The sequence below is a fragment of the Pseudomonas sp. SED1 genome, from assembly GCF_034044025.1.
In the GTDB taxonomy this organism is placed as follows: Bacteria; Pseudomonadota; Gammaproteobacteria; order Pseudomonadales; family Pseudomonadaceae; genus Aquipseudomonas.
Genome location: NZ_JAXCIS010000204.1, coordinates 1 through 19,901, shown reverse-complemented (window position 1 = coordinate 19,901; position 19,901 = coordinate 1). Strand labels below are relative to the sequence as shown.

At 61.2% G+C, this 19,901-nt stretch carries 25 protein-coding genes; 12 read left to right on the top strand and 13 right to left on the bottom strand.

Annotation, left to right across the window (positions count from 1 at the left end):
• Nucleotides 1-28: 28 nt before the first annotated feature.
• Nucleotides 29-940: a LysR family transcriptional regulator gene (locus SNL23_RS26570; RefSeq protein WP_076017084.1), complete on the bottom strand. Its 912-nt coding sequence runs from the start codon at nucleotides 938-940 to the stop codon at nucleotides 29-31.
• A 250-nt stretch (nucleotides 941-1,190) separates the two neighbouring features.
• Between SNL23_RS26570 and SNL23_RS26565 the strand changes: the two genes are divergently transcribed.
• The 3 genes from SNL23_RS26565 (at nucleotide 1,191) to SNL23_RS26555 (ending at nucleotide 3,755) form a co-directional block, all read left to right on the top strand.
• Nucleotides 1,191-2,606: a purine-cytosine permease family protein gene (locus tag SNL23_RS26565; protein WP_003210161.1), complete on the top strand. Its 1,416-nt coding sequence runs from the start codon at nucleotides 1,191-1,193 to the stop codon at nucleotides 2,604-2,606.
• Nucleotides 2,607-2,827: 221 nt separating this feature from the next.
• The gene (locus SNL23_RS26560) at nucleotides 2,828-3,319 is read left to right on the top strand and encodes a GNAT family N-acetyltransferase (protein WP_318304129.1); all 492 of its coding nucleotides are present in this window, start codon (nucleotides 2,828-2,830) and stop codon (nucleotides 3,317-3,319) included.
• Nucleotides 3,320-3,350: 31 nt separating this feature from the next.
• Nucleotides 3,351-3,755, top strand: coding sequence for a MerR family transcriptional regulator (locus SNL23_RS26555; RefSeq protein ID WP_318304127.1), 405 nt, complete (start codon nucleotides 3,351-3,353; stop codon nucleotides 3,753-3,755).
• Here the strand turns inward: SNL23_RS26555 and SNL23_RS26550 are convergent.
• A complete protein-coding gene (locus SNL23_RS26550; RefSeq protein WP_318304125.1) occupies nucleotides 3,673-4,659 on the bottom strand; it encodes an NAD-dependent epimerase/dehydratase family protein in 987 nt (328 codons plus the stop codon). The two genes, SNL23_RS26555 and SNL23_RS26550, sit on opposite strands and share 83 nt — an antisense overlap.
• A gap of 205 nt (nucleotides 4,660-4,864) precedes the next feature.
• Between SNL23_RS26550 and SNL23_RS26545 the strand changes: the two genes are divergently transcribed.
• Nucleotides 4,865-5,581 (top strand): hypothetical protein, encoded by a 717-nt coding sequence (locus SNL23_RS26545; RefSeq protein WP_318304124.1) that lies wholly within the window; start codon nucleotides 4,865-4,867, stop codon nucleotides 5,579-5,581.
• A 47-nt stretch (nucleotides 5,582-5,628) separates the two neighbouring features.
• Nucleotides 5,629-6,054, top strand: a complete 426-nt coding sequence (locus tag SNL23_RS26540; RefSeq protein WP_318304133.1) for a GNAT family N-acetyltransferase — start codon at nucleotides 5,629-5,631, stop codon at nucleotides 6,052-6,054.
• Between the two features lie 10 nt (nucleotides 6,055-6,064).
• Here the strand turns inward: SNL23_RS26540 and SNL23_RS26535 are convergent, their stop codons facing one another.
• The 5 genes from SNL23_RS26535 to dapF form a co-directional block, all read right to left on the bottom strand.
• On the bottom strand, nucleotides 6,065-6,277 hold the full coding sequence (locus SNL23_RS26535; RefSeq protein WP_076017152.1) for a hypothetical protein: 213 nt from the start codon (nucleotides 6,275-6,277) through the stop codon (nucleotides 6,065-6,067).
• Nucleotides 6,278-6,322: 45 nt separating this feature from the next.
• The gene (locus tag SNL23_RS26530; protein WP_167663156.1) at nucleotides 6,323-6,850 is read right to left on the bottom strand and encodes a GNAT family N-acetyltransferase; all 528 of its coding nucleotides are present in this window, start codon (nucleotides 6,848-6,850) and stop codon (nucleotides 6,323-6,325) included.
• 121 nt (nucleotides 6,851-6,971) lie between these two features.
• Entirely contained in the window at nucleotides 6,972-8,201 is a 1,230-nt protein-coding gene (locus tag SNL23_RS26525; protein WP_318304131.1) for a TPM domain-containing protein, read from the bottom strand.
• A 52-nt stretch (nucleotides 8,202-8,253) separates the two neighbouring features.
• On the bottom strand, nucleotides 8,254-8,763 hold the full coding sequence (locus tag SNL23_RS26520) for a GNAT family N-acetyltransferase (RefSeq protein WP_318304123.1): 510 nt from the start codon (nucleotides 8,761-8,763) through the stop codon (nucleotides 8,254-8,256).
• Complete coding sequence (dapF, locus tag SNL23_RS26515) at nucleotides 8,760-9,593, bottom strand: diaminopimelate epimerase (RefSeq protein ID WP_318304122.1); 834 nt, start codon at nucleotides 9,591-9,593, stop codon at nucleotides 8,760-8,762. Before dapF ends, SNL23_RS26520 begins: the two co-directional genes overlap by 4 nt.
• Before the next feature lie 130 nt (nucleotides 9,594-9,723).
• On the opposite strand from dapF, the gene SNL23_RS26510 reads away from it, so the two are divergent.
• Nucleotides 9,724-10,782, top strand: coding sequence for an alginate lyase family protein (locus tag SNL23_RS26510; protein ID WP_318304121.1), 1,059 nt, complete (start codon nucleotides 9,724-9,726; stop codon nucleotides 10,780-10,782).
• 45 nt (nucleotides 10,783-10,827) lie between these two features.
• Nucleotides 10,828-11,328, top strand: coding sequence for an AAA family ATPase (locus SNL23_RS26505; protein WP_318304120.1), 501 nt, complete (start codon nucleotides 10,828-10,830; stop codon nucleotides 11,326-11,328).
• Here the strand turns inward: SNL23_RS26505 and SNL23_RS26500 are convergent.
• The gene (locus SNL23_RS26500) at nucleotides 11,325-12,890 is read right to left on the bottom strand and encodes a L,D-transpeptidase family protein (RefSeq protein ID WP_318304118.1); all 1,566 of its coding nucleotides are present in this window, start codon (nucleotides 12,888-12,890) and stop codon (nucleotides 11,325-11,327) included. The genes SNL23_RS26505 and SNL23_RS26500 overlap by 4 nt on opposite strands.
• Nucleotides 12,891-12,927: 37 nt before the next feature.
• Between SNL23_RS26500 and SNL23_RS26495 the strand changes: the two genes are divergently transcribed.
• A complete protein-coding gene (locus SNL23_RS26495; RefSeq protein ID WP_023658766.1) occupies nucleotides 12,928-13,641 on the top strand; it encodes a murein L,D-transpeptidase catalytic domain family protein in 714 nt (237 codons plus the stop codon).
• 86 nt (nucleotides 13,642-13,727) lie between these two features.
• Nucleotides 13,728-14,477, top strand: a complete 750-nt coding sequence (locus SNL23_RS26490) for a creatininase family protein (protein WP_318304117.1) — start codon at nucleotides 13,728-13,730, stop codon at nucleotides 14,475-14,477.
• A gap of 173 nt (nucleotides 14,478-14,650) precedes the next feature.
• Here SNL23_RS26490 and SNL23_RS26485 read toward each other — a convergent pair whose 3' ends face one another.
• Together SNL23_RS26485 and SNL23_RS26480 are read right to left on the bottom strand one after the other, a co-directional pair.
• Entirely contained in the window at nucleotides 14,651-14,992 is a 342-nt protein-coding gene (locus tag SNL23_RS26485; protein WP_076017070.1) for a hypothetical protein, read from the bottom strand.
• A gap of 31 nt (nucleotides 14,993-15,023) precedes the next feature.
• Entirely contained in the window at nucleotides 15,024-15,668 is a 645-nt protein-coding gene (locus SNL23_RS26480; RefSeq protein WP_167663164.1) for an ATPase, read from the bottom strand.
• A gap of 143 nt (nucleotides 15,669-15,811) precedes the next feature.
• Here SNL23_RS26480 and SNL23_RS26475 point away from each other — a divergent pair, with 143 nt between their 5' ends.
• Nucleotides 15,812-16,075: a hypothetical protein gene (locus SNL23_RS26475; protein WP_318304115.1), complete on the top strand. Its 264-nt coding sequence runs from the start codon at nucleotides 15,812-15,814 to the stop codon at nucleotides 16,073-16,075.
• 15 nt (nucleotides 16,076-16,090) lie between these two features.
• On the opposite strand, the gene SNL23_RS26470 is transcribed toward SNL23_RS26475, so the two are convergent.
• Nucleotides 16,091-16,822, bottom strand: a complete 732-nt coding sequence (locus tag SNL23_RS26470; RefSeq protein ID WP_076017067.1) for a GntR family transcriptional regulator — start codon at nucleotides 16,820-16,822, stop codon at nucleotides 16,091-16,093.
• A 33-nt stretch (nucleotides 16,823-16,855) separates the two neighbouring features.
• Nucleotides 16,856-17,488: a glutathione transferase gene (gene yfcF / locus SNL23_RS26465; protein ID WP_167663165.1), complete on the bottom strand. Its 633-nt coding sequence runs from the start codon at nucleotides 17,486-17,488 to the stop codon at nucleotides 16,856-16,858.
• A gap of 171 nt (nucleotides 17,489-17,659) precedes the next feature.
• Between yfcF and SNL23_RS26460 the strand changes: the two genes are divergently transcribed.
• Nucleotides 17,660-19,090 carry a hypothetical protein gene (locus tag SNL23_RS26460; RefSeq protein WP_318304114.1) on the top strand — a complete coding sequence of 477 codons (1,431 nt, stop codon included), beginning with the start codon at nucleotides 17,660-17,662 and terminating at the stop codon, nucleotides 19,088-19,090.
• Here the strand turns inward: SNL23_RS26460 and SNL23_RS26455 are convergent.
• Nucleotides 19,087-19,635, bottom strand: coding sequence for a DUF924 family protein (locus tag SNL23_RS26455; protein WP_318304113.1), 549 nt, complete (start codon nucleotides 19,633-19,635; stop codon nucleotides 19,087-19,089). The genes SNL23_RS26460 and SNL23_RS26455 overlap by 4 nt on opposite strands.
• Before the next feature lie 62 nt (nucleotides 19,636-19,697).
• On the opposite strand from SNL23_RS26455, the gene SNL23_RS26450 reads away from it, so the two are divergent.
• Nucleotides 19,698-19,829, top strand: a complete 132-nt coding sequence (locus SNL23_RS26450) for a hypothetical protein (RefSeq protein ID WP_256670790.1) — start codon at nucleotides 19,698-19,700, stop codon at nucleotides 19,827-19,829.
• Nucleotides 19,830-19,901: the final 72 nt, after the last annotated feature.

The following is a 19,901-nucleotide window of genomic DNA, read 5'->3' as shown; positions in this document are numbered from 1 at the left end:
AGCCCGCTCCCACATTTTGCTCTGTGTTTTACCCAAGTAACCGCGCCAGCTCTTCCCGGCAATACTCCACAAACAACTGCACCGGCTTGGTCAGCGGCGCCCGCCGCAACCACACCGCCGACAACCCCGACCCCGTCACCGTCTCCGCCAACGGCACACACACCAGCTTCTGCCCGTCATAGGAGTACTCGGAAAACGGCTTGGTCACCAGAATCGAAAAGCCAAACCCGCGCCCCACCATCCCGCGCACCATCTCGATCGACGGCGAACTGAAGACAATATTCGGCGTCAGCCCACGCTCTTCAAAGATGCTCACGAAGTACGTCCGGCTCGGCAGCACATCCAGCAGAATCATCGGCTCCAGCACCAAATCCGCCAGCGACACCTTGGCCTGCTGCGCAAACCGGTGATCCGCCGGCAACAACGCGTAGGGCTGCTGCGGCGGCATCAACGGTGTGGTCTCGATGGCGCTGCCCAGGTCATGCTCAAACAGCATCGCCACATCGATACTGCCGGCGGTCAGCGCCTGCACCAGCTCCTGCTGTTCACCGTCCCGCAGGCGGATTTCCACCCCCGGCCAGCGCTGCTTGAAGCCGGCAATCAAACGCGGCAGATACAGCGGCGCCACCGTCTCGAAGCACCCGATATCGATCTGCCCCGCCACCACGTCATTGTCTGCCAGGGCGTTCTGCTCGAATTCATGGGCTACCCGCAGCAGCTCCAGGGCCTTGCGGTAAAACCGTGCACCGCTCGGCGTCAGCGACACGCCTTGGGCGTGGTGGCGGATAAACAGCTGCACGCCAAAGCTGTCTTCCAGCTGCTTGATGGCCGTCGACACCGACGGTTGCGCGATATAGAGCTTGCGCGAGGCCTCGGCCACGCTGCCGCACTCGGCGGTGGTTACAAAATATTTGAGCTGGCGCAGATTATAGGCAGCCATCGGGACCTCCAGAAACGTGGGATTTCGCCCCAAACACGTGCAAGAACAGCCGCTTTTTTTGACGATTCAAGTCCATGCAACATACCGGAGCAAAAAACGCCGCGAGATATTATTTTTAAGGTCTATAGCAACAAACTTACTAATTTACCTACCCGTGACCATTGCACATGATCACTCCAACAACAAAAGCGACGCACACGCGCCGCCCAGCGAAGTACGTCAACGTACTCACCTTGCCTTGGAGCTCGTCATGGTTACCACTGCAACATCCTCCGCCCCGCTTATCGAAAAACACACGATTGGATACGTGCCCCCGGAAGATCGCCACGGAAAGGTAAGAGACCTGTTCACCCTGTGGTTCGGCGGCAACATCGCGCCGTTGCCCATCGTCACCGGCGCGCTGGCCGTGCAACTGTTCGGCCTGAACCTGGTGTGGGGGATCATCGCCATCCTCGTCGGCCACCTGGTCGGCGGCGTGCTGATGGCGCTGCACTCGGCCCAGGGCCCGCAAATGGGCATCCCGCAAATGATCCAGAGCCGCGCCCAGTTCGGCTCCCTCGGTGCACTGCTGGTGGTGGTAATCGCCGGCGTGATGTACATCGGCTTCTTCGCCTCCAACATCGTGCTGGCGGGCAAATCCCTGCATGGCGTGGTCGACGCGATCCCGGTGCCCGTCGGCATCGTCATCGGTGCCATCGGCTCGGGGATCATCGGCATCATCGGCTACCGCTTCATCCACGTGCTTAACCGCATCGGCACCTGGGTGCTGGGCGCGGGCATCGTGCTGGGTTTCGGCTACATCTTCACCCATGTGCAGACGGCCGACTTCCTGACACGCGGCAACTTCAACATCTCCGGCTGGCTGGCCACCGTGTCGCTGGCCGCGCTGTGGCAGATCGCGTTTGCGCCGTATGTTTCGGACTATTCGCGCTACCTGCCGGCGGATGTGCCGGTGGCGTCGACCTTTTGGACAACCTATCTGGGCACCGTACTCGGTTCCAGCCTGTCGTTCATCTTTGGTGCGGTTGCGGTACTGGCTACCCCGGTCGGCATGGACACCATGGACGCAGTCAAATTGGCGACCGGCTCCATTGGCCCGCTGATGCTGTTGCTGTTCCTGCTCAGCGTGATCAGCCATAACGCACTTAACCTGTACGGCGCCGTGCTGTCGTTGATCACCCTGGTACAGACCTTTGCCTACCGCTGGATCCCGACCGCCAAGGCGCGTGCCGTGATCTCGGTGCTGGTGCTGGCGGCGTGTTCGATCGCGGCGGTGTTTGCGTCGAAGGATTTTATCGGGCACTTCGTGGACATGGTGTTGGTGCTGCTGGTGGTACTGGTGCCGTGGACGGCGATCAACCTGATCGACTTCTATGCGATCCATAAGGGCAAGTACGACATCGGTTCGATCTTTCGCGTGGATGGCGGGATTTACGGGCGGTACAACCCTCAGGCGTTGGTGGCGTATGCGGTGGGGATTGTGGTGCAGATTCCGTTTATGAATACGCCGCTGTATGTCGGGCCGATTTCGGCACACATCAATGGGGCGGATTTGTCCTGGTTGGTGGGGTTGGTGGTGACGTCGCCGTTGTATTTCTGGTTGGCGAGTCGGGACAGTGCGTATAAGCGCCGGTTGGAGGGGGGGAAGTTGGTGGGTGGGGTTTAAAAGAGCCTGGCTCAGTTACGAGAAAACCCGCATTTGCGGGTTTTCTCGTTATAGGGCTTGGCGAGTCTTGGTCGTGTCAGGAAGGCCGCCATCGCGGCCTCGCTAAAGCTCGACGGCTCCCACAGGGGGGCGGGGGGGTGCGTGGGTTTTGTGTTCGGCGGTGCTGTCGGGGTGTTCTTTCTTTATCATGGGGGCCGTCGTTCAATTTCTCCGGTAACCCAATGCCCGCCCTCACCTTCCGTAACGCCAACCCCGCCGACGCCAACCGTTGCTACGAGATCGAAATCTCGGCCTACGAAGGCGACGAAGCCGCCACCCTGGAAAAGATCGCCACGCGCATCGCGCTGTACCCGCAAGGCTTTCTGGTTCTGGAGGCGGATGGCGTTGTGGTCGGCTTCATCAACTGCGGTTGCGCCGATGAAGTGGTGATGTCGGATGACGCCTTCAAGGAGTTGGTAGGGCATTCAGCCGACGCGCCGAATGTGGTGATCATGTCGGTGGTGGTGGATCCCGCCCAGCAAGGCAAGGGCTACTCGACGCGCTTGATGGAGGCGTTTATCCAGCGCATGCAGGCGATGGGCAAAAAGACCATCCACCTGATGTGCAAGGACCGCCATGTGGAGCTGTATAAGCGCATGGGCTATCGCTATGTGCAGCCGTCGGCGTCTGACCATGGCGGGATGGCGTGGCATGAGATGGTGATGGATATCTAGTATTGGCTGCTTCAGAAAAAGGATTTTGCTTATGTTCATCGGACGACTCGCCAAGCTCACAGGCTGCACACCAAAAGCTATCCGGCTGTATGAGCAACTGGGGCTGATCAGTGAGCCCCAGCGGGAAGGCCGGTACCGCCTCTATAACGCGCACCATCTGCAAATCGTGCACCTGATCCGCAAGGCGCAGGTGGCCGGTTTCAAGCTGGCAGAGATGGGGCCGCTGATCGCCGCCAAGAATCGACTGAAGGCTTTTCCGTTAGCGCTGGCAAATGAGGCGGTGGATTTGAAGCGCCAGCAAGTCCAGGAAAAGATCGCGCAGTTGCAGGCGCTGGATATGCATCTGGTGGCGCTCAAAGGTGAGATGAACGCACTGTTCGACGTTGCAGGTAAGCGAACGCCGACCGCAATGCCGCTTCAGGCGGCCGAGGGTTGAAACCCAACTCGGTTTTTGCCTTGAGGATGCTGTATTCCTGGCGAACACCCCGGAACAGACGAACCTGGCTGAGCAGCAACTGCGCAGGCATTCCTGTCCATTGCGCCCGTCGCTCCTGAAACCACGCAACCGCCATCAGTAGCCAGCGAGGCGCGGATGGAGGTCGGCGGTAGTCGCTCGCAAGCACATCAAGCAGATCCGCCAGTGACGATGAGTGCTCGTTGGCCAGGATATAGCGCTGACCCGGGCGCCCCTTCTCCGCCGCCAGGATCAATCCGTCGGCCACGTCCCGCACATCCACGAAGTTGAAATGAAACCCCGGATCCAGCGGCAGTTTGCGTTGCTGTACCGACTGCAAAAAACCCATGGTGTCGGTCAACCGTTCCGCATTTGGCCCGACCATCGCGGACGGCAGCACCGAGACCATCCACAGGCCCAATGCTTCAGCTGTTTTCCAGGCCGTTTGTTCGGAGAGAATCTTGGAGAGGTAGTAGGCGTTTTGCGCCTCGTCACTCCAGCATTCCTCGTCCAGTGCAGTGCCGTCATGGCCAACCGCGGCCACAGAGCTGACATACACCACCCGCTTGACGCCCGCCTGGGCAGCGGCCTCCAAGACACAACGGGTGCCCTGGACGTTGGGTTCGATGATTTCAAGCGCCGGGTTTCGGGCCCAATGCTTGAACACCGCTGCCACTTGAAACAGCACCTCGACACCTTCCAGTGCCTTGAGCAGGGAAGCTTGATCCTGCAACTCGGCGTAGACCAACTCGCAATCAAGCCCGGCGAACGGTGCGCGATTGTTTGTGTTGCGCACGCCGGCGCGCACGGTGTGACCCTGTTCCAGCAGTGCCCTGACTAGATTATTCCCCAGGTGCCCGTTCGCGCCCGTCACCAGACATCGCATACCAAATCTCCATTTCGCGGGAGGATTGCACTCCTCCTTCGCCTGGAAAACAGCCTAAAGTCTGCCCCGCGGGGCAGAGTCAAGCAGGCGAGAGGGAACAAACGTTGATCAAACAACGCTGACGCCAGCGATGCCCAGGCGCTATGCTGTGCGCCTATTTACGCGCCCCCGGCGCCTCCCCCGAACGGACTCAACGGAGACACCCGTGCAACGCCTGATCCTGCCCCTCGCCTGCCTCGCCCTGAGCGCCTGCTCCACCCCCACATCCCGCGTCAGCCATGGGGATGTCACGACCCATAAACTGCCCGACATCAACCCAGCCGTGATCAAGAGCATCGAGCAGTTGCAGATGCCGGCGCCGAGCAAGGCGCTGAGCTACCTGGATCTGACAGGCACCTCTACCTACCTCAAAACCTCGAAACCAGAACGTATCGAGTCGTTTATAGCGCCCGACCCGGCGACTGGCCAGTTGGCGATCAACTACACCGAGAACGGTCACAGCGGGCGTCAAATCAGTTGGCGCGGCCTGCTGACGCTCTCCAGCAGCGAGTCGAACAAGAGTGCGCAAACCACCACCCTGGTCGGCAGCCTGAATTTTGAAGGCGACTGGAAGCAATTGAACGTGGGCAGTCAAGTCAGCTATACCCGCCGGCAAACCCTCAGTAACAACTACCTCGGGACCTTGATGGATAGCACATGGAAGACGGTTTGCACGATCGACAGTGAGGTTTCTGCCAGTCAGTTAAACCCCAGCTTGAGTGGCAACGCCAAGGCCCTGAGCTGCCGCCAGCCCCGTGAAGACCTGCCGCTGGCCCCGATGCAGCATTACTACTACCTGGTTGACTATGGTTTTTTCTACCACGCCAGCACCGACCAGAGCGACGACATTGGCAAGCAGATGACAATCATGCAGGTGAGGTAATCCCGCGACCTGTTTGAAGCGTGACATGCCCCAAGGAGTACAACGTGATGACACCGCATCTGATTGAAGTAGGTGACCAGCCGAATGCCGAGGCCGAGCGCATCCTCGGCAGCGGCCTTGCCGCCTTCAACGAACACATCACCGGTTCCAATGATCGGCGCCCGCTGACCGTGCTGATCAAAGATCCCGACACCGGTGAAGTCATCGGCGGGATCACCGGCAAAACCACTCTTGGCATGGCCTTTCTCGATCTGTTTCATCTGCCCAAGGCGCTGCGTGGCTCAGGCCTGGGCACTACGTTGCTGAAGGCATTCGAAGATGAAGCCCTTCACCGTGGCTGCCGCTCGGCGGTGCTGTACACCCTCAGTTTCCAGGCCCCGGAGTTTTACGAGAAGAATGGCTGGGTGCGTTTTGGTGAGATCCCTTGCAACCCGGAAGGCAGCAGCCGGGTGTTCCTGAGCAAAACGCTCTGAGGGACTTACTTCACTCGATCACGAACATACGCTCAATCAGCTTTATCGCCTGACGTCCATCCGCCGCATATAACCCGGCTAGCGCTTGCTGATCCGAAAGCCGGTGCAAGTTGAAGTGGTTGTAGAACGCTTGGCCGGTGCGCTGATGCGCAAAATGCCCGGTTTTCAGAAGGCGCTGAAATTCCAGATAGGCCACCTTTTCGAGTGCAAATCCCTCAGCCATCATCCTGCTCCTCCAATGGAAAATTGCTCACTCGATCTCTGGCGGCTAAACCCCAAGCCTTTTACCAAACAGCCGGTTTTCATGGGTTTCATTCTGGAACGTGTAAGTCGGTGCGCCCAGCAACTCATAACCACGCCGCGGATAAAACCCCAGCGCCCGCTCGTTGCCGACCCACACCGTCGCCCACAACAACGATGCACCGCCCTCCCCGGCACGCTGCTCAGCCGCTTGCAGCAAGCGGTACCCGAGGCCCAGGCCGGTAAACCGTTCCTGGATGTAGAGTCGCTGCAACTCGGCCGCTTTCGGGGTTGAGATCAGCGCATGGCCGGTGTCCATCGCCACCTGGGCAAACCCCACCAGATGCCCATTGGATTCAGCGACGATAATCGCCGTGCCCGGCTGGGCGATCAGCGCGGCGATCCCTTGGGGCGAAAACGCTTGCAGCGCCTCGGCCGCGATTGAGTCGCGGATGCCTTCGGTGGCGTAGGTATCGAGAAAAACCTGCATGCCCAGCACGCCAATGCATAACGCATCTTCAGGGAATGCATCGCGGATAAGTATGTCGGGGAGCATTCGATGGGCGCTCTCATCATCAGGAAGGGCAACGTTTTAACACAACGGCACATCAGTTCTACGCGGGCTTCAGTTTCAAGGGTTGGATTGCCTACAAGCCCGCCTAGCTTCCGTGGGAGTCTTACCAACTCCCCGACGCCCCACCGCCGCCGCTGGAACCCCCACCACCCGATGAGCTGCTGCTGGAACTGGAGCCCGAACTGGAGGAACTCGATCCCCCGCCCGAACTCGACCCCGATCCCGACCCGCCGCCAATACCATGGGCAAAGATGAACAGCGCCGCAAACGAGGCGAATGGGAACGCCAGCAGCCATCCCGTGGTGCCCTTCTCAATCAACGCCCCGACGATCCCGTACACCCCCAGCACCGCCACCAGCCGCACGACAAAGCCCACCTGGCTCTCTTGCCACATGCTCTTCATCACCAGGAACAGGCCGAGATACAGGCCCAGGACCAGCAACCCTGCGAATGGATAAGCCAGCCAGTGAATAAGGGATATCTCGCGCACGAAGTTATCGGTCAGCAGCACGCCGGCGATATAGCCCAACAGCACCAGCACGCTGTAAAACGCCGCCCTCGCCTGCCACAACGCGCCGAAAGTAGCGCCACCGATCAACATGCACAGTGGCAGCAACAGCAAATAGACCGGCCAGTCTTTGCCGCCCGCCACCGCGACCAGCACCACGGTGACAACGACCACCGCCATCAGGGCCCGGCGCCAAGGGAGTTTTTCGGCCCCCATCAATACCCCGACCACCCCGCCAAAAATGAACGCCAGGAGCACCGCATACGCTTCAGGCGGAAAACCGGCCTTGGCCACCTCGGGCAAGTTGCCGCCGTCCACCAGTAGCGTCAGGTCATCCACCGCCTGCTGCACGCCGCCTGCGTAATCGCCCTGGCGAAACGCCGGGGTGATGTGTTCTTCGATGATGCGGTGGGCCAGCAGGTCGGTGACCACGCCTTCCAGGCCGTAACCGACTTCGATCCGAACCTTGCGATCGTCCTTCGCCACCAGCAGCAGGATGCCGTCGTTGACGTCCTTGCGCCCCAGTTTCCAGGCACGGAACAGTTGGTTGGCGAAGTCCTCAATGCCCACGCCATCGGTGCTCGGCAGCAGCATCACCGCCATCTGGGTGCCCTTGCGTTGTTCCAGGCCAGCGAGTTGCGCCGTCATGCGGGATTGAGTGGCGGAGTCGAGGGTGTGGGTCAGGTCGATCACGCGCTGGTCCAGGGGCACCTTGACCAGCGCGGGTGGCGCAGTGTCTTCGGCGTGGGCCGAGACCATGCAGAACCAGCCCACCAGAAAAACGACCAACAGGCCGAGCAAGGATCGCCGTGGAAATATCACCATGTGTGGGTTACCCAAACCATTCATCCTGAAAGCCCTGACTCTAGATTATCTATCACGCCCGCAACGAGCGGGTCATCAACACACTCAAGTAATTGGTATGCGGCCGCCAATCCTGCTCGCCCACGATCTGGTAGCCCCATTGGCGGTACAGGGCAATCAATGGTTTGGCCGGCGCGGCGGTATCCAGTGCCATGCGCCTGGCGCCGTTCGACAACGCTACCGCCAGTGCATGTTCATGCAGGGCGAGCCCGATGCCACAGCCTTTGTGTGACGGCGCCACAGCGAACTGGCTGATGCTCCAGGTCTCGGGATCCCGATAAAGCGCGGCCGGTGATTCCGGTTGTGGCGGGCGCAAGGTGATGGTTCCAGCGATCTGCCCTGCCACTTCGGCGACAAAGCCAAGTCCCGAGGCAAATCGGGTGGCGGTGTCGGCTACAGTTTGATGGGTGCCCCAATAACGCAGGCCTTGGGCCGCATGGGGCGCATACGCCTGGTGAATCAGAGTGGTGAGCATCTGCAGGCTGTCGTCGGGCTTAAGGGGGCGAACAGTGACGAGGCTCATGAGATTTCGTGCGCTAGCGTCTGCAAAAGCTGATCGGCAATGGTGCCGTGAAGCGTCGTTTGTACGGCGCCGGTCAGCACCACACCACCACTGCCATCCCAATGCACCGTCACGGTACCGCCATCACATTGCACGTCGACGGTGTCATCCAACAGCCCACGACGAATCCCGTTGACCACCGCGCCACAACAGCACGAGCCCGAGCCCTGCGGGATGCCGCCGCCACGCTCCCAGATCCGCAGACGAATATGGCTGCGATCCAGCACTTGCACGAAATGCACGTTGGTCTTGCTGGGGAACAACGGGTGGGTTTCCAGTGACGGCCCAAGAGCCGCGATATCGACCGCCGCAAGGTCGTCGACGAAGAAGGTGCAATGCGGGTTACCCATGCTGCACGCCGCCGGGTCGCCCTTCAGCGGCAAGCATTCGGTGGCCATCGCTTGGGCAAGCGGAATCTCTTCCCAGCCCAATGATGGCCGCCCCATGTCCACCGACACCCGCTGCCCTGATTCGCGCACGCAGGTCAGCAGCCCCCGGTTGGTTCGTAGCACGATGGTGGCGGTGCCGGCTTCGCGCATCAGCATGTCCGCGACCCCACGGGTGGCGCTGCCGCAGGTGTCGAGCGGCGTGCCGTTGGGGTTCCAGAATGTGATGCGGGCGGCGGCGTCAGCGCAATCGAGCACCACGGCCAATTGATTGAAGCCAATGCCGCGATGGCGATCCCCCAGGCGGCGGGCGATGTGTGCGGTGATCGGGTCATCCTGGCCGCGCCGGTCGATCACGACGAAGTCATCACCGTGGGCGTGCATTTTCACGAACTGCAAGGTCATGGGGCGTCCTTTTCTAGACCGGGCAAGCCCTGCAAGGATAGAGGGCTGGCGGGTATTTCATCAAATACTCGTCACGGGCATGGTAGCGTGACTTTGCCCTGTCCGGGTCAATCCATCCCTGAGGAACAGCATGCTACAACGCCCTCTGAAAAACGTGGCCCTGGCCGCGCTGCTCGCCTCGTTCGCCCAAGCCGCCTTTGCCGCGCCCCAGGTACTGAGTGCGTGCCAGCCCGCCACCTCGAATCCGACCTCCAAATCGCTTCTGGCCGTCGCCCAGCGCCACCTCGGCGACCAACCCGACGCCCTGCCCCATCTGCACACCGAAGGCACGCTGCCCAACCACGGCATTCGTGAGCAAAGCATCGCCGCCGAGAAGGATTGGCCAGTGATGCGCCAAGCCGCCCTGGCCTGGCGCTTGAGCCGCGACACGCGCTACCTCAAGCAAGTGGATGACTACCTCAGCGCGTGGGCCAGCACCTATCAGCCGGACTTCAACCCGATCGACGAAACCAACCTCGACATGCTGATGAACGCCTACGCGCTCACTGCCAGCGACCTGCGCCCCCAGACCCGCGACGCCACCCGCGCGCTGCTGACCAACCTGGGCAACGGCTATATCGAACGCATCAAGCAGTTCCATGGCGCCAAGAAGGCCACCAACACCAATAACTGGCAAAGCCACCGCGTGAAGCTGGTCACGGTAGCCGCCGCCGCATTGGGCGACCGCGAGATGCTGGAAGAGGCCTTCAAGTTGTTCCAGCAACAGATCACCGACAACGTGCTGCCCGACGGTTCGGTGACCGACTTCCACGACCGTGACGCCCTGCACTACGTGGTCTACGACCTGGAGCCGCTGGTGCAGGCGGCGCTGGCGGCCAAGCCCTACGGCATTGGCGGCAACTGGCTGGACTTCACCGCGTCCCACGGCGGCTCGCTGAGCGAGGCACTGGACTGGCTGGCGCCATATGCCAAAGGCCAGCGCAGCCACGAAGAATTCGTGAACACCCACGTGCAGTTCGACAGGGACCGTGCCCGCATCGGCGAACCGGGCTACAGCGGCGAGTGGAACCCCAAGAGCAGCAATACCCTGTACTGGCTGGCAGCGCAGTTGGACGCGCGGTATTTGCCGGTGGCCGAACAGCTCTCACCCAAGCCTTCGGACTGGATCAGCGCCTGTTATTTAAAGTGAGTGACCCGTTAGACTGGCCCGCCCCACCCATTCGAAGGATCGACGATGCTTATTGTGTTCAGCGGCCTGCCCGGCACCGGGAAGACCACGATTGCCAAGGCCCTTGCTGTGCAGACCGGTGCCGTTTACCTGCGCATCGATACCATCGAGCAGGCCATCCGGGATGCCGGGGTTCTGGAGCAAGGCGTGGGCAGCAGCGGCTATCAGGTGGCCAATGCGCTGGCGTTGAGCAATCTTCTGCTGGGCCACACGGTTGTCGCTGACTGCGTGAACCCGGTGGCTGAAAGTCGTCAGGCGTGGCGCGACACCGCTCTACGCGCCGGTATGCCGCTGGTGAATATCCAGGTGATTTGCTCCGACACGCCGGAACATCAACGCCGCGTGGAATCACGCACCAGCGACATTCCAGGGCTTACTCCGCCCAGTTGGCAGTCTGTCCTGGCCCATGAATACGAGCCATGGGCCGAGTCGCCATTTACTGTCGATACCGCGCACTTGTCGCCCGATCAGGTGCTGACGATGATCAACCCGCAGCTGAGTGCTTAGAGCGCACTCTCCATCGCTTTCATCAACACCGGATCCCGCCCGTAAATATCCGGCGCGTACAGCAATGCGCCCTGGCCATCGACCTGCACCGTCCAGTACCCCAACAACACTGGCACTGGTGTCGCGAGCCGGAATTCGTGGGTGGTTTCCGTCGCCAGCAGTTCTTCGGTGCGGATCTTCTCCGCCGGGCTCACCAGCAAGTCCCGCAGCAGCAGTGGCTGCTCAACCCGCACACACCCCGAACTGAAGGCCCGCGGGCCCTTGGAGAACAGCGGTTGGCTCGGTGTGTCGTGCAGGTACACCGAATACGGGTTGGGGAAACGCAGCACGATCCGGCCCAGCGGGTTGCGCGGGCCGGCGCCCTGGCGCAGCAGGATGTTGCCGGGGTGCGACCAGTCGACCTGCTCCGGCGCCAGTGGGTTGCCCTGGCTGTCGAGCACTTGCAGGTTCTGTTGGCGCAGGTATTCGGGGTTGAGGCGGATCGCCGGCAGCTTGTCCTCGCGCATGATGGTGGGCGGGATGGTCCAGGTGGGGTTCAGGGTCAGACGGGTGATGCGCGACTTCAGCAACGGCGTCTGGCGGTCGGCGCGGCCGACTTGCAGCCGGGTTTGCCACACAGGCACACCGCCTTGGTAGAAGCTCAGTTGCGCCGCCGCAACGTTCACCAGCACACCATCGGGCTCCATGTCCCGGGACAACCAGCGAAACCGCTCAAGGTTGATGCGCAGTTGTTCGCGGCGAATCGCCGGGCTGATGTTCAGTTCGGTGACCGTGCCGGGGCCGATCACGCCGTCGGCTTGCAGGGAATGGCTTTGCTGGAAGGTCTTGACCGCGCTGACCAGCTCGCCACGGTATTGCGTCCCCGAAGAAGGGCTGGCCAGGTAGCCGCCATTGACCATGCGCCGCGCCAGTTGCGGCACCCGCGAATCGTCCATGCCCGGACGTAACAGCGGGCCGCTGGCCACCGCCTCCCAATGCTGCAACGGCTGTTGGCGCAAGGCGGCATAGGCGCTGCGCAGGCTGAGGTACAACGGCGCGCTCGGGCGGGCCTGGTCGAAGGCTTGGGCGATCTCCTGCAAACCGGGCCCGGCCAACGCCAGCAGTTGGGTGTCGGGGTCAAGGGCCGGTGGTTGCGAATGCCAGACGGGCTCGAAGCTCGACTGCTGCAAGCGACCGAAATGCAGATCCTGCAGGGCTTGCAAGTATTGCTGGCTGGTGCCGATGTCGCTGCACAGCACGTTCCCCGTGGCATCTACCGGGGGCAGTCTATAGTGAGCGGGGTCGAGACCGTCATCGGCCAGCATCAGCAATTGGGCTTGCAACGCGCTGCGGCGCTCGCCCTCGGACCAGAGCACCACGTCGCCCTGCTGCTGATAAAAAGCCTGCAGGCGCGCCTGGGAAGGGGCATCAATTTGCCCGGTAAGGCCTGGGCAAACGCTCGGCAATTGCGAAAGCGCCAGTTGCACCGGGGCCGGCGAGACCACCAACAGGTCTTCGGCTGTCGCGACCAGCGGTGCAACGAGCAGGCAAATGCTCAAGTAACATGCGTGTTTTTTGAACAATCGCTTAGCTCCCATCCACGGCGGAGATGCTCTATACATGCTGACCTTTTGCTGCCGACTCGGCCTGATCATCTCGACCTTTGCCTCGCTGAGCACCGTTGCGCTCGCAGACACGGGTAAACCTCTTACTCTGTATAGCAGCCTCGCCCACGCCGCTCCAGAACTCAACCCCGACGTATTGAAAAGAGCCTTGAGTGCCATGCAGTGCGCGGTGGGCAATGGCATCGAACAGTCCGACCGGCTGGCGGTTATCGACTATTCCCAACCTTCGACCGCTCGTCGCCTATGGATCTTCGACCTGCGCAAGAAGACGTTAGTGCTGCGGGACCTGGTGGCCCACGGACAAAAATCCGGGGAAAACTTCGCCACGCAGTTCTCCAACCGTGAAGGCAGCTACCAATCGAGTATCGGGCTGTTCCGCACCCAGGAGAGCTACGAAGGCGCCCATGGCTACTCGTTGCGCATGGACGGCCTGGAGCCGGGCTTCAATGACCGTGCGCGGGACCGTGCCATCGTGATTCATGCCGCCGACTACGTGAGCCCCTTATGGAGCAAGCGCGAAGGCCGCATCGGCCGCAGCCAGGGCTGCCCGGCGGTGCGCCCGCAAGTGGCGCGCCAAGTGGTGGATAAGCTCAAGGATGGCCAGTTCATGTTTTCCTGGTACCCCGACCAGCGCTGGCTGAAGTCCTCGGCGTACCTGAACTGCAAGCCACGCCAGATGGCGAGTGCCGGTACCGTCAAAGGCGGTTGATGGTCTCGCCGTTGCCGTGCACCATGCGGCTCATGCCACCAGGAACTCCACCGTGTTCCTGGGCTTGATGAGAGAGAGAACCTGAAATGCTTTTACATCAATCCACCTGGATCGAGATTGGCCAGTTTCTGGAACGCAGCCGCAGCATCGTGATTCCCATCGGCTCCAACGAGCAACACGGCCCCACCGGCCTGCTGGGCACCGACTGGATGTGCCCCGAAATCATCGCCCATGAAGCGCAAAAGAATGCCGACATCCTGATCGGCCCGACCTTCAATATCGGCATGGCCCAACACCACCTGGGTTTCCCCGGCACCATTTCCCTGCGCCCTTCGACCTTTATCGCCGCGATCGGCGACTGGGTGCGTTCGTTGGCGGGCCATGGTTTCGAGAAGATCCTGTTCCTCAATGGCCACGGCGGTAACATCGCCTCGATCGAAGCGGCGTTCTCCGAGCTGTATGCCGAAGCCAGCTTTACCGGTCGCCCGTCAGGTTATGCGCTGAAGCTGTGCAACTGGTGGGACCTGGAAGGCGTGAGCGACCTGGCGCACCAGCAGTTCCCGGTGGGCCATGGCAGCCATGCCACGCCGTCAGAAATTGCCGTGACCCAATGGGCCTACCCGGATTCGATCAAGTCGGCTGACTACTCGCCGCAAATCGCCAACACCGGCCCGATCCGCGAAGCCCGCGACTTCCGTGCACGTTTCCCGGATGGGCGCATGGGTTCGGACCCGGCACTGGCCACTCCGCAAAAAGGTGGTGAGTTGGTGGCGTTGGCGGCCAAGGGGTTGGTGAAGGCGGTCGATACGTTCAGCAGTGAGCCAAAGCCGAGCTGAATGATTCGCTCAAGACAATGAAGATCAACTGTGGGAGCTTTCGAGCTTTAGCGAGGCTGCGATGGGATCACCTCGGTGTCACTGTCAGACCGCAGCGATGCCATCGCAGCCTCGCTGGGGCTCGACAGCTCCCACATTAGATCACCGCCAGCCGACAGACCGGCGCCAGTCGATTACAGGCAATCCCGCGCCGCATGCTCGAAACGCGAAGGCTTGAACGGCGACGCCACCGGCTTGCGCTCATACAAGAACACCTTGCCGCCGTCCTGCGCTTTGTAGACTTCCAGAATGTTGTCGGCGGCGATCTTGCTGCTCACCACGATCCGCGCATGCCGAGAGTTCTGCGTGACCGTGGAGGTCATGCCGTTTTTCTCGAACTTGGGCACCACGCACTCAACATACGCATCGGGAGACTTGCTGGTTTGCAGCGTCAGGGTCGGTGCGTTGGGGGCAGACGCGCAGCCCGCCGTCAATAAAGCAGCAGAAGCCATCGCTGGCACGAACAACAAGCGCATAGAAATTCCTGAAAAATAAACGAAGTGGGCGTTAGCCTGCGGCGACGAGCGCCTTGAGCGAGGCATCGAACTGTTTCAATGCATTCAGCTGAACGTCGCGCTGCTGCCCAATCTGTGCAGCGATCTGGGGCGCCGTTTTGTCATGTACCCACACATTAGGCAAGTGCATTTGCATCGAGCCCTCGGCTTTGGCGATGTATTGCAGGTCAAGGTCATAAAATTTGGCCACGAACCGCGCCTCCACCAAATCATTATGCTGAGTCAGCAACTGGTTGTAGGTGTCGAGCATCACCACCACATCCGGGTGGGCCTGCAACAGCGCATCCAGGTTGTCGTAACGGGTGACTGAAGCAAAGGTGTGCCGCAACGACGTCATCAGCCAGTCAATCGCCAGGTCCGGGTCGGAGCTGTCGACGAAGGCCTGGCGGATTTGCTCGTCCAGTTGGCCCTTGGCACCATTGACCGCCATGTCGTGATAGCGCCCCAGGTACTGCAGGTTGTCGAGAGTGTTGTCGCTGTAAAGCACGCCGACCGATTGCGAACGCTGCAAACCGACCGGGCTGGCGACGATTGGCGCCAGATGGCTGGCTTGAAGCCCGCCCGCCACTGCCGACGCGGAGGCAGCCATTGAGCTCATCAGCAGCGCCATCAGCGCCCATCCGGTAAAAGTCCTCATCGCAGCGTCCTTACACATCATGTTCAATGATGGCAATTGTCCTCCTTTTTCAGAAAAACAGAACTCGCAATACTTGATGGTGACTATTATCTAGAGCAATAGTGTCGTGCAGGCCGCCTCACACAAAATGATAAGGAACGCCTATGAAGCCCCACCAGAAAACCTTCGATCGCATCCGTGAAGCCGTGCTGCCGGAGTTTCGCGAGCGGGTTGCCGATTACCTGGTCGATTATGAGGAAGTGCTGCTGGATAACGCCGCAGAACCTGAAGTGATCTACGCCATCGCCCAGCAACTACGCGGTTACTTGCGCGGTTTGAACACCACCCGGGTGCTGGGCATGGCCGACTGGGAAGACCTTGACCGCCGGGTGGTGCAGACCTGGTTGGTGCTGCTGGAAGCCGAATAGCGCCGCGCTACCCGTTCAGCGAATATCCACGCGGTAACGGAAATGTTCGGCGTGGCCACGACCGCGTCGCAACTCCAGGGGTTGACCAGCGTAATCCCGGGCCAGCCGTTCGATCACCATCACCGGGCTGCCCACCGGCACCTGCAGCCAGCGCGCCCACACGTCATCGATGGACTCGGCGGTAAGGGCTTCCTCGGCAGACGCCACGACTTGCCCGCAGACTTCTTCGTAGGTCGGGTACAGCAACAAGCCCTGCCGGGTCAGGTCCACGTCCAGCAGTGCCTGGAACCGGGCGCGGGGCAGCCAGATTTCTTCGGCCAGCACTGGCCCCGTGTCCAGTACGTGCACGCGCACGATGCAAATCACCGGCGCATCCGGGGCCAACCCCAGCACTTCGCTCACCGACAACGGCGCCTTCACCGGTTTGACCGACAGGATCCGGCTCTGCGGCAACTGGCATTCGCCGCCCGGGCCCTGGAAGCGGAAACACCGGAACAACGACGACTGAAACTTCGGACGGCGCACAAACGTACCGCGGCCTTGCTGACGCTCCAGAATGCCTTCACCCACCAATGCCTCGATCGCTTTGCGCACCGTGCCGGTAGACAGTTGGTACTGGGTGGACAGCACCGCTTCGGGAGGAATGGCCGCACCGGCACGCCAGTGATTATTGGCAATCTGCTCAATCAGATGATCCCGAAAACGCTGATACAACGGCAGGCGGGAGTCACTCGACAGTATATTCATGGATCAGGATTCACTTAGTAATTGAGAAGGTGACTACAGCGACGGTCGTGCCTGCTTGACCCATTCCTGGACCGAAGGCCGTTGCCATTGGCGCTGGGCGTACGCCACCAGGTTGGCGGGCACGCTGTCACCGTTAAGGATCAGCCGGTTGAGCATCACGGCCAGGTCCACGTCGGCAATCGACCACTCGCCGAACAGGTACTCGCGGCCGTCAGCCAACAGCGCCTGTGCCGCGCTGATCAGCTTGTGCGCCGCCGCTTCAGCAACGGGCGACAGCGGTTCGCCCTTGAGCCCGTAAAACACCACCAGGGTCGAGCGCTCCTGGCGAATCGGCATCAAGTCACTGCGCAGCCACGCCTGCACCTGCCGCGCCCTCGCCCGCTGGCGGGGTTCGGCCGGGTACACCGGCACCTGCGGGAACACCTCTTCCAGGTACTCGGTAATCGCCGACGACTCGGACAGCGCAAACTCACCCTGCACCAGGGTCGGTACGCGCCCGGTCAGTGATAACTGAGCGAACGCTTCGGTCTGGTTCTCGGCCGTGTCGAGGTTCAGGGTGAGCAGTTCAAATTCAAGGCCTTTTTCCCGCAGGGTCACGAACGCCGACATCGCGTAGGGACTGGTGAAGTGGACGTCAACGTACAGGCTCAGCGGGCGATGGTTCACGGCGACATCTCCTTGGTGGGAGCACCACACTACGAGATCGCGCCGCGCAAATGAAATGCGCGGTTTTTATGCGGGCATTCCTGGCTGGAATACCATCGATAATGGCAATACTATGGCCCTTTGCACCCCGCCCGTAACGCTCCGAAAAACAGATCAAGGAACGATCAAAAGATGAAACAAGCGGTAGTCGTGATTCACGGCATCGGCGAGCAGCGCCCGATGGACACCCTGCGCGGCTTCGTGGAAGCAGTGATCCCGACGGACACCCCCGAGGCGAAGCCTTTCTACTGGAGCAAACCCGACCGGTTTTCGCGCAATTTCGATTTGCGCGTATTGAAGTCGGCGGGCCGCAACACCACCGATTTCTACGAGTATTATTGGGCCCACAAGATGCAGGGCACCAAGGTCGGGCATCTGCTCAGTTGGCTCTGGGACATTTTCAAGCGCCCGCGCCGGGACATTCCAACCGCTATCGTGCCAATCTGGCGCGCCACCCGCTGGACCTTGCTGGCCCTGCTTGGACTGCTGGTCAGCGGCACCCTGGCGACGCTGTATGGCCGGTTCCCCCACAGCGACAACCCCTTTGCCCTGATCCCGGTGCTGCTGGCGGTGATCGGCCTGGCCCTGAAGTACTCGGCGCTGTCGTACCTCGGCGACGCCGCCCGCTACCTGAGCCCCAACCCGCAAAACGTGGTGGTGCGCGAACAGATCCGCGCCGACGGCGTCGACCTGCTGCGCGCCCTGCACGACAAGGGCGATTACGACCGCATCATCGTCGTCGGCCACAGCCTGGGCAGCGTGATTGCCTACGACATCGTCGGCTATCTGTGGCATGAGCATCACGACCAGTTGCACCCCAACAACCCGGAACTCGCCGCCCGCTATGCCAACCACGAACGACTGCAGCCAGTGGTGCAGGACACGCTGCCAAAGGCCGGAAACGCCCTCGATGGGCGCCTCCAAAGCCTTCTCAGGTTTCGCGAGCAACAGGCCCAAGCCTTTATTGAACAACGCAACCTCGGCAACCCGTGGCGCATCACCGACCTGGTCACCCTCGGCAGCCCGATGGCCCACGCCAGCCTGTTACTGGGCCGCAGCGTGAGCGACTTCAAGCGCCGCATCGAGCGCCGTGAAGTCCCTGCGTGCCCGCCTACGCTCGACGAAAAGGGCTACGGCTACAGCGGTCGGCTTCCGTTCACCGTGGGCGGTCGCCCATTTTCACCCCTGTACTTGCACCATGCCGCGGCCTTCGCCGTGACCCGCTGGACCAACCTCTACTTCCCCGCGCCCCTGGGCCTGTTTGGCGACATCGTCGGCGGCCCGGTCAGCCCGGTGATGGGGCCCGGTGTGCTGGATTTGCCGGTCACCGTGGGCAGATGGAAAGGCTGGCTCGCCAAGTCCTGGCTAAGCCACACCCACTACTGGAGTGAACGCGGCGGCAAGCAGGGCTACCTTGGCAGACTGACCACCGATGAGGCAGCGATTACCCATGGCGAACGTCCGTCAGCGACTGAAGCGCTGCGTTGGGCGATTGACCTCAAGGGCGTTCGACGTTTTCGTCAGGCGGGCGTCAGAGACTTAGTGGCTGAACCCGAGGCCTAGCCCGAAAATCCACCGTCCTCCAGGAACGCCCGCTCCTCTTCTGTCGTGGCTCTAGCCAACACCTCATTACGATGAGGAAAGCGCCCGAACCGCTCGATGATGCGGGCGTGCTCCTTGGCCCAGCGATAGGTATTGGCATCGAGATCCTTGTTCAGCGCCATCGACAGCTGTTGGTCCTCGGGGTCTTCAGAATGCTCGAAGGGCAAATAACAAAACGCCCGCAGCGGGGTTTCGATCAACTTGTCCATCCCCGCCTCAACCATCTGCCGCGCATACAGGCGCGCCAGCGGGTCGGTGGCGAACATATGCGCCGTGCCCCGGAAGGTATTGCGCGGGAACTGGTCCAGCAGCAACAGCAACGCCAGCGCGCCTTCAGGTGATTGCATCCAGCTCTCCAGCTCGCGCCGGGCCGCCTGCAAATGAGCGGTGTAGAAAGCCTCGCGAAAACGCCGGTCAAACCCTTCATCCTTGGCGAACCAGAGCTTGGGCCCCGCCTGTTTCCAGAACTCAATAACAGCCAGCGCTCCATTTTCGATAGTCGTCACAACCCTCTCCTCACCTGTCTGAATGTTTTCACCGCATAAGGTAGTGTTGATGATCCTACGCCTTGCCCAGGTTTAAGGGGTCGCTCTGGAGCTTTATCGGCGCGCTGAACGACAGCTTCGGGATGCTGGACTACCTGATCCTCGGGATCTTTGTGGCCAGTTGGGCGATCTCGGCGATGCTGGCAATTTCATGATTTTGATAACGCCGCAGAGCCAATGTGGGAGCGGGCTTGCTCGCGAATGCGGTGGGTCAGTCAACCTCTCCA

Coding starts and splice junctions, on each gene's coding strand:
- SNL23_RS26570 (WP_076017084.1), bottom strand. CDS start 940: ATGGCTGCCTATAATCTGCGCCAGCTCAAATATTTTGTAACCACCGCC.
- SNL23_RS26460 (WP_318304114.1), top strand. CDS start 17,660: ATGAAACAAGCGGTAGTCGTGATTCACGGCATCGGCGAGCAGCGCCCG.
- SNL23_RS26555 (WP_318304127.1), top strand. CDS start 3,351: ATGTTCATCGGACGACTCGCCAAGCTCACAGGCTGCACACCAAAAGCT.
- SNL23_RS26535 (WP_076017152.1), bottom strand. CDS start 6,277: ATGGCTGAGGGATTTGCACTCGAAAAGGTGGCCTATCTGGAATTTCAG.
- dapF (WP_318304122.1), bottom strand. CDS start 9,593: ATGACCTTGCAGTTCGTGAAAATGCACGCCCACGGTGATGACTTCGTC.
- SNL23_RS26490 (WP_318304117.1), top strand. CDS start 13,728: ATGCTTTTACATCAATCCACCTGGATCGAGATTGGCCAGTTTCTGGAA.
- SNL23_RS26560 (WP_318304129.1), top strand. CDS start 2,828: ATGCCCGCCCTCACCTTCCGTAACGCCAACCCCGCCGACGCCAACCGT.
- SNL23_RS26525 (WP_318304131.1), bottom strand. CDS start 8,201: ATGGTGATATTTCCACGGCGATCCTTGCTCGGCCTGTTGGTCGTTTTT.
- SNL23_RS26485 (WP_076017070.1), bottom strand. CDS start 14,992: ATGCGCTTGTTGTTCGTGCCAGCGATGGCTTCTGCTGCTTTATTGACG.
- SNL23_RS26505 (WP_318304120.1), top strand. CDS start 10,828: ATGCTTATTGTGTTCAGCGGCCTGCCCGGCACCGGGAAGACCACGATT.
- SNL23_RS26480 (WP_167663164.1), bottom strand. CDS start 15,668: ATGAGGACTTTTACCGGATGGGCGCTGATGGCGCTGCTGATGAGCTCA.
- SNL23_RS26520 (WP_318304123.1), bottom strand. CDS start 8,763: ATGAGCCTCGTCACTGTTCGCCCCCTTAAGCCCGACGACAGCCTGCAG.
- SNL23_RS26530 (WP_167663156.1), bottom strand. CDS start 6,850: ATGCTCCCCGACATACTTATCCGCGATGCATTCCCTGAAGATGCGTTA.
- SNL23_RS26540 (WP_318304133.1), top strand. CDS start 5,629: ATGACACCGCATCTGATTGAAGTAGGTGACCAGCCGAATGCCGAGGCC.
- SNL23_RS26470 (WP_076017067.1), bottom strand. CDS start 16,822: ATGAATATACTGTCGAGTGACTCCCGCCTGCCGTTGTATCAGCGTTTT.
- SNL23_RS26475 (WP_318304115.1), top strand. CDS start 15,812: ATGAAGCCCCACCAGAAAACCTTCGATCGCATCCGTGAAGCCGTGCTG.
- SNL23_RS26510 (WP_318304121.1), top strand. CDS start 9,724: ATGCTACAACGCCCTCTGAAAAACGTGGCCCTGGCCGCGCTGCTCGCC.
- SNL23_RS26550 (WP_318304125.1), bottom strand. CDS start 4,659: ATGCGATGTCTGGTGACGGGCGCGAACGGGCACCTGGGGAATAATCTA.
- SNL23_RS26495 (WP_023658766.1), top strand. CDS start 12,928: ATGCTGACCTTTTGCTGCCGACTCGGCCTGATCATCTCGACCTTTGCC.
- SNL23_RS26565 (WP_003210161.1), top strand. CDS start 1,191: ATGGTTACCACTGCAACATCCTCCGCCCCGCTTATCGAAAAACACACG.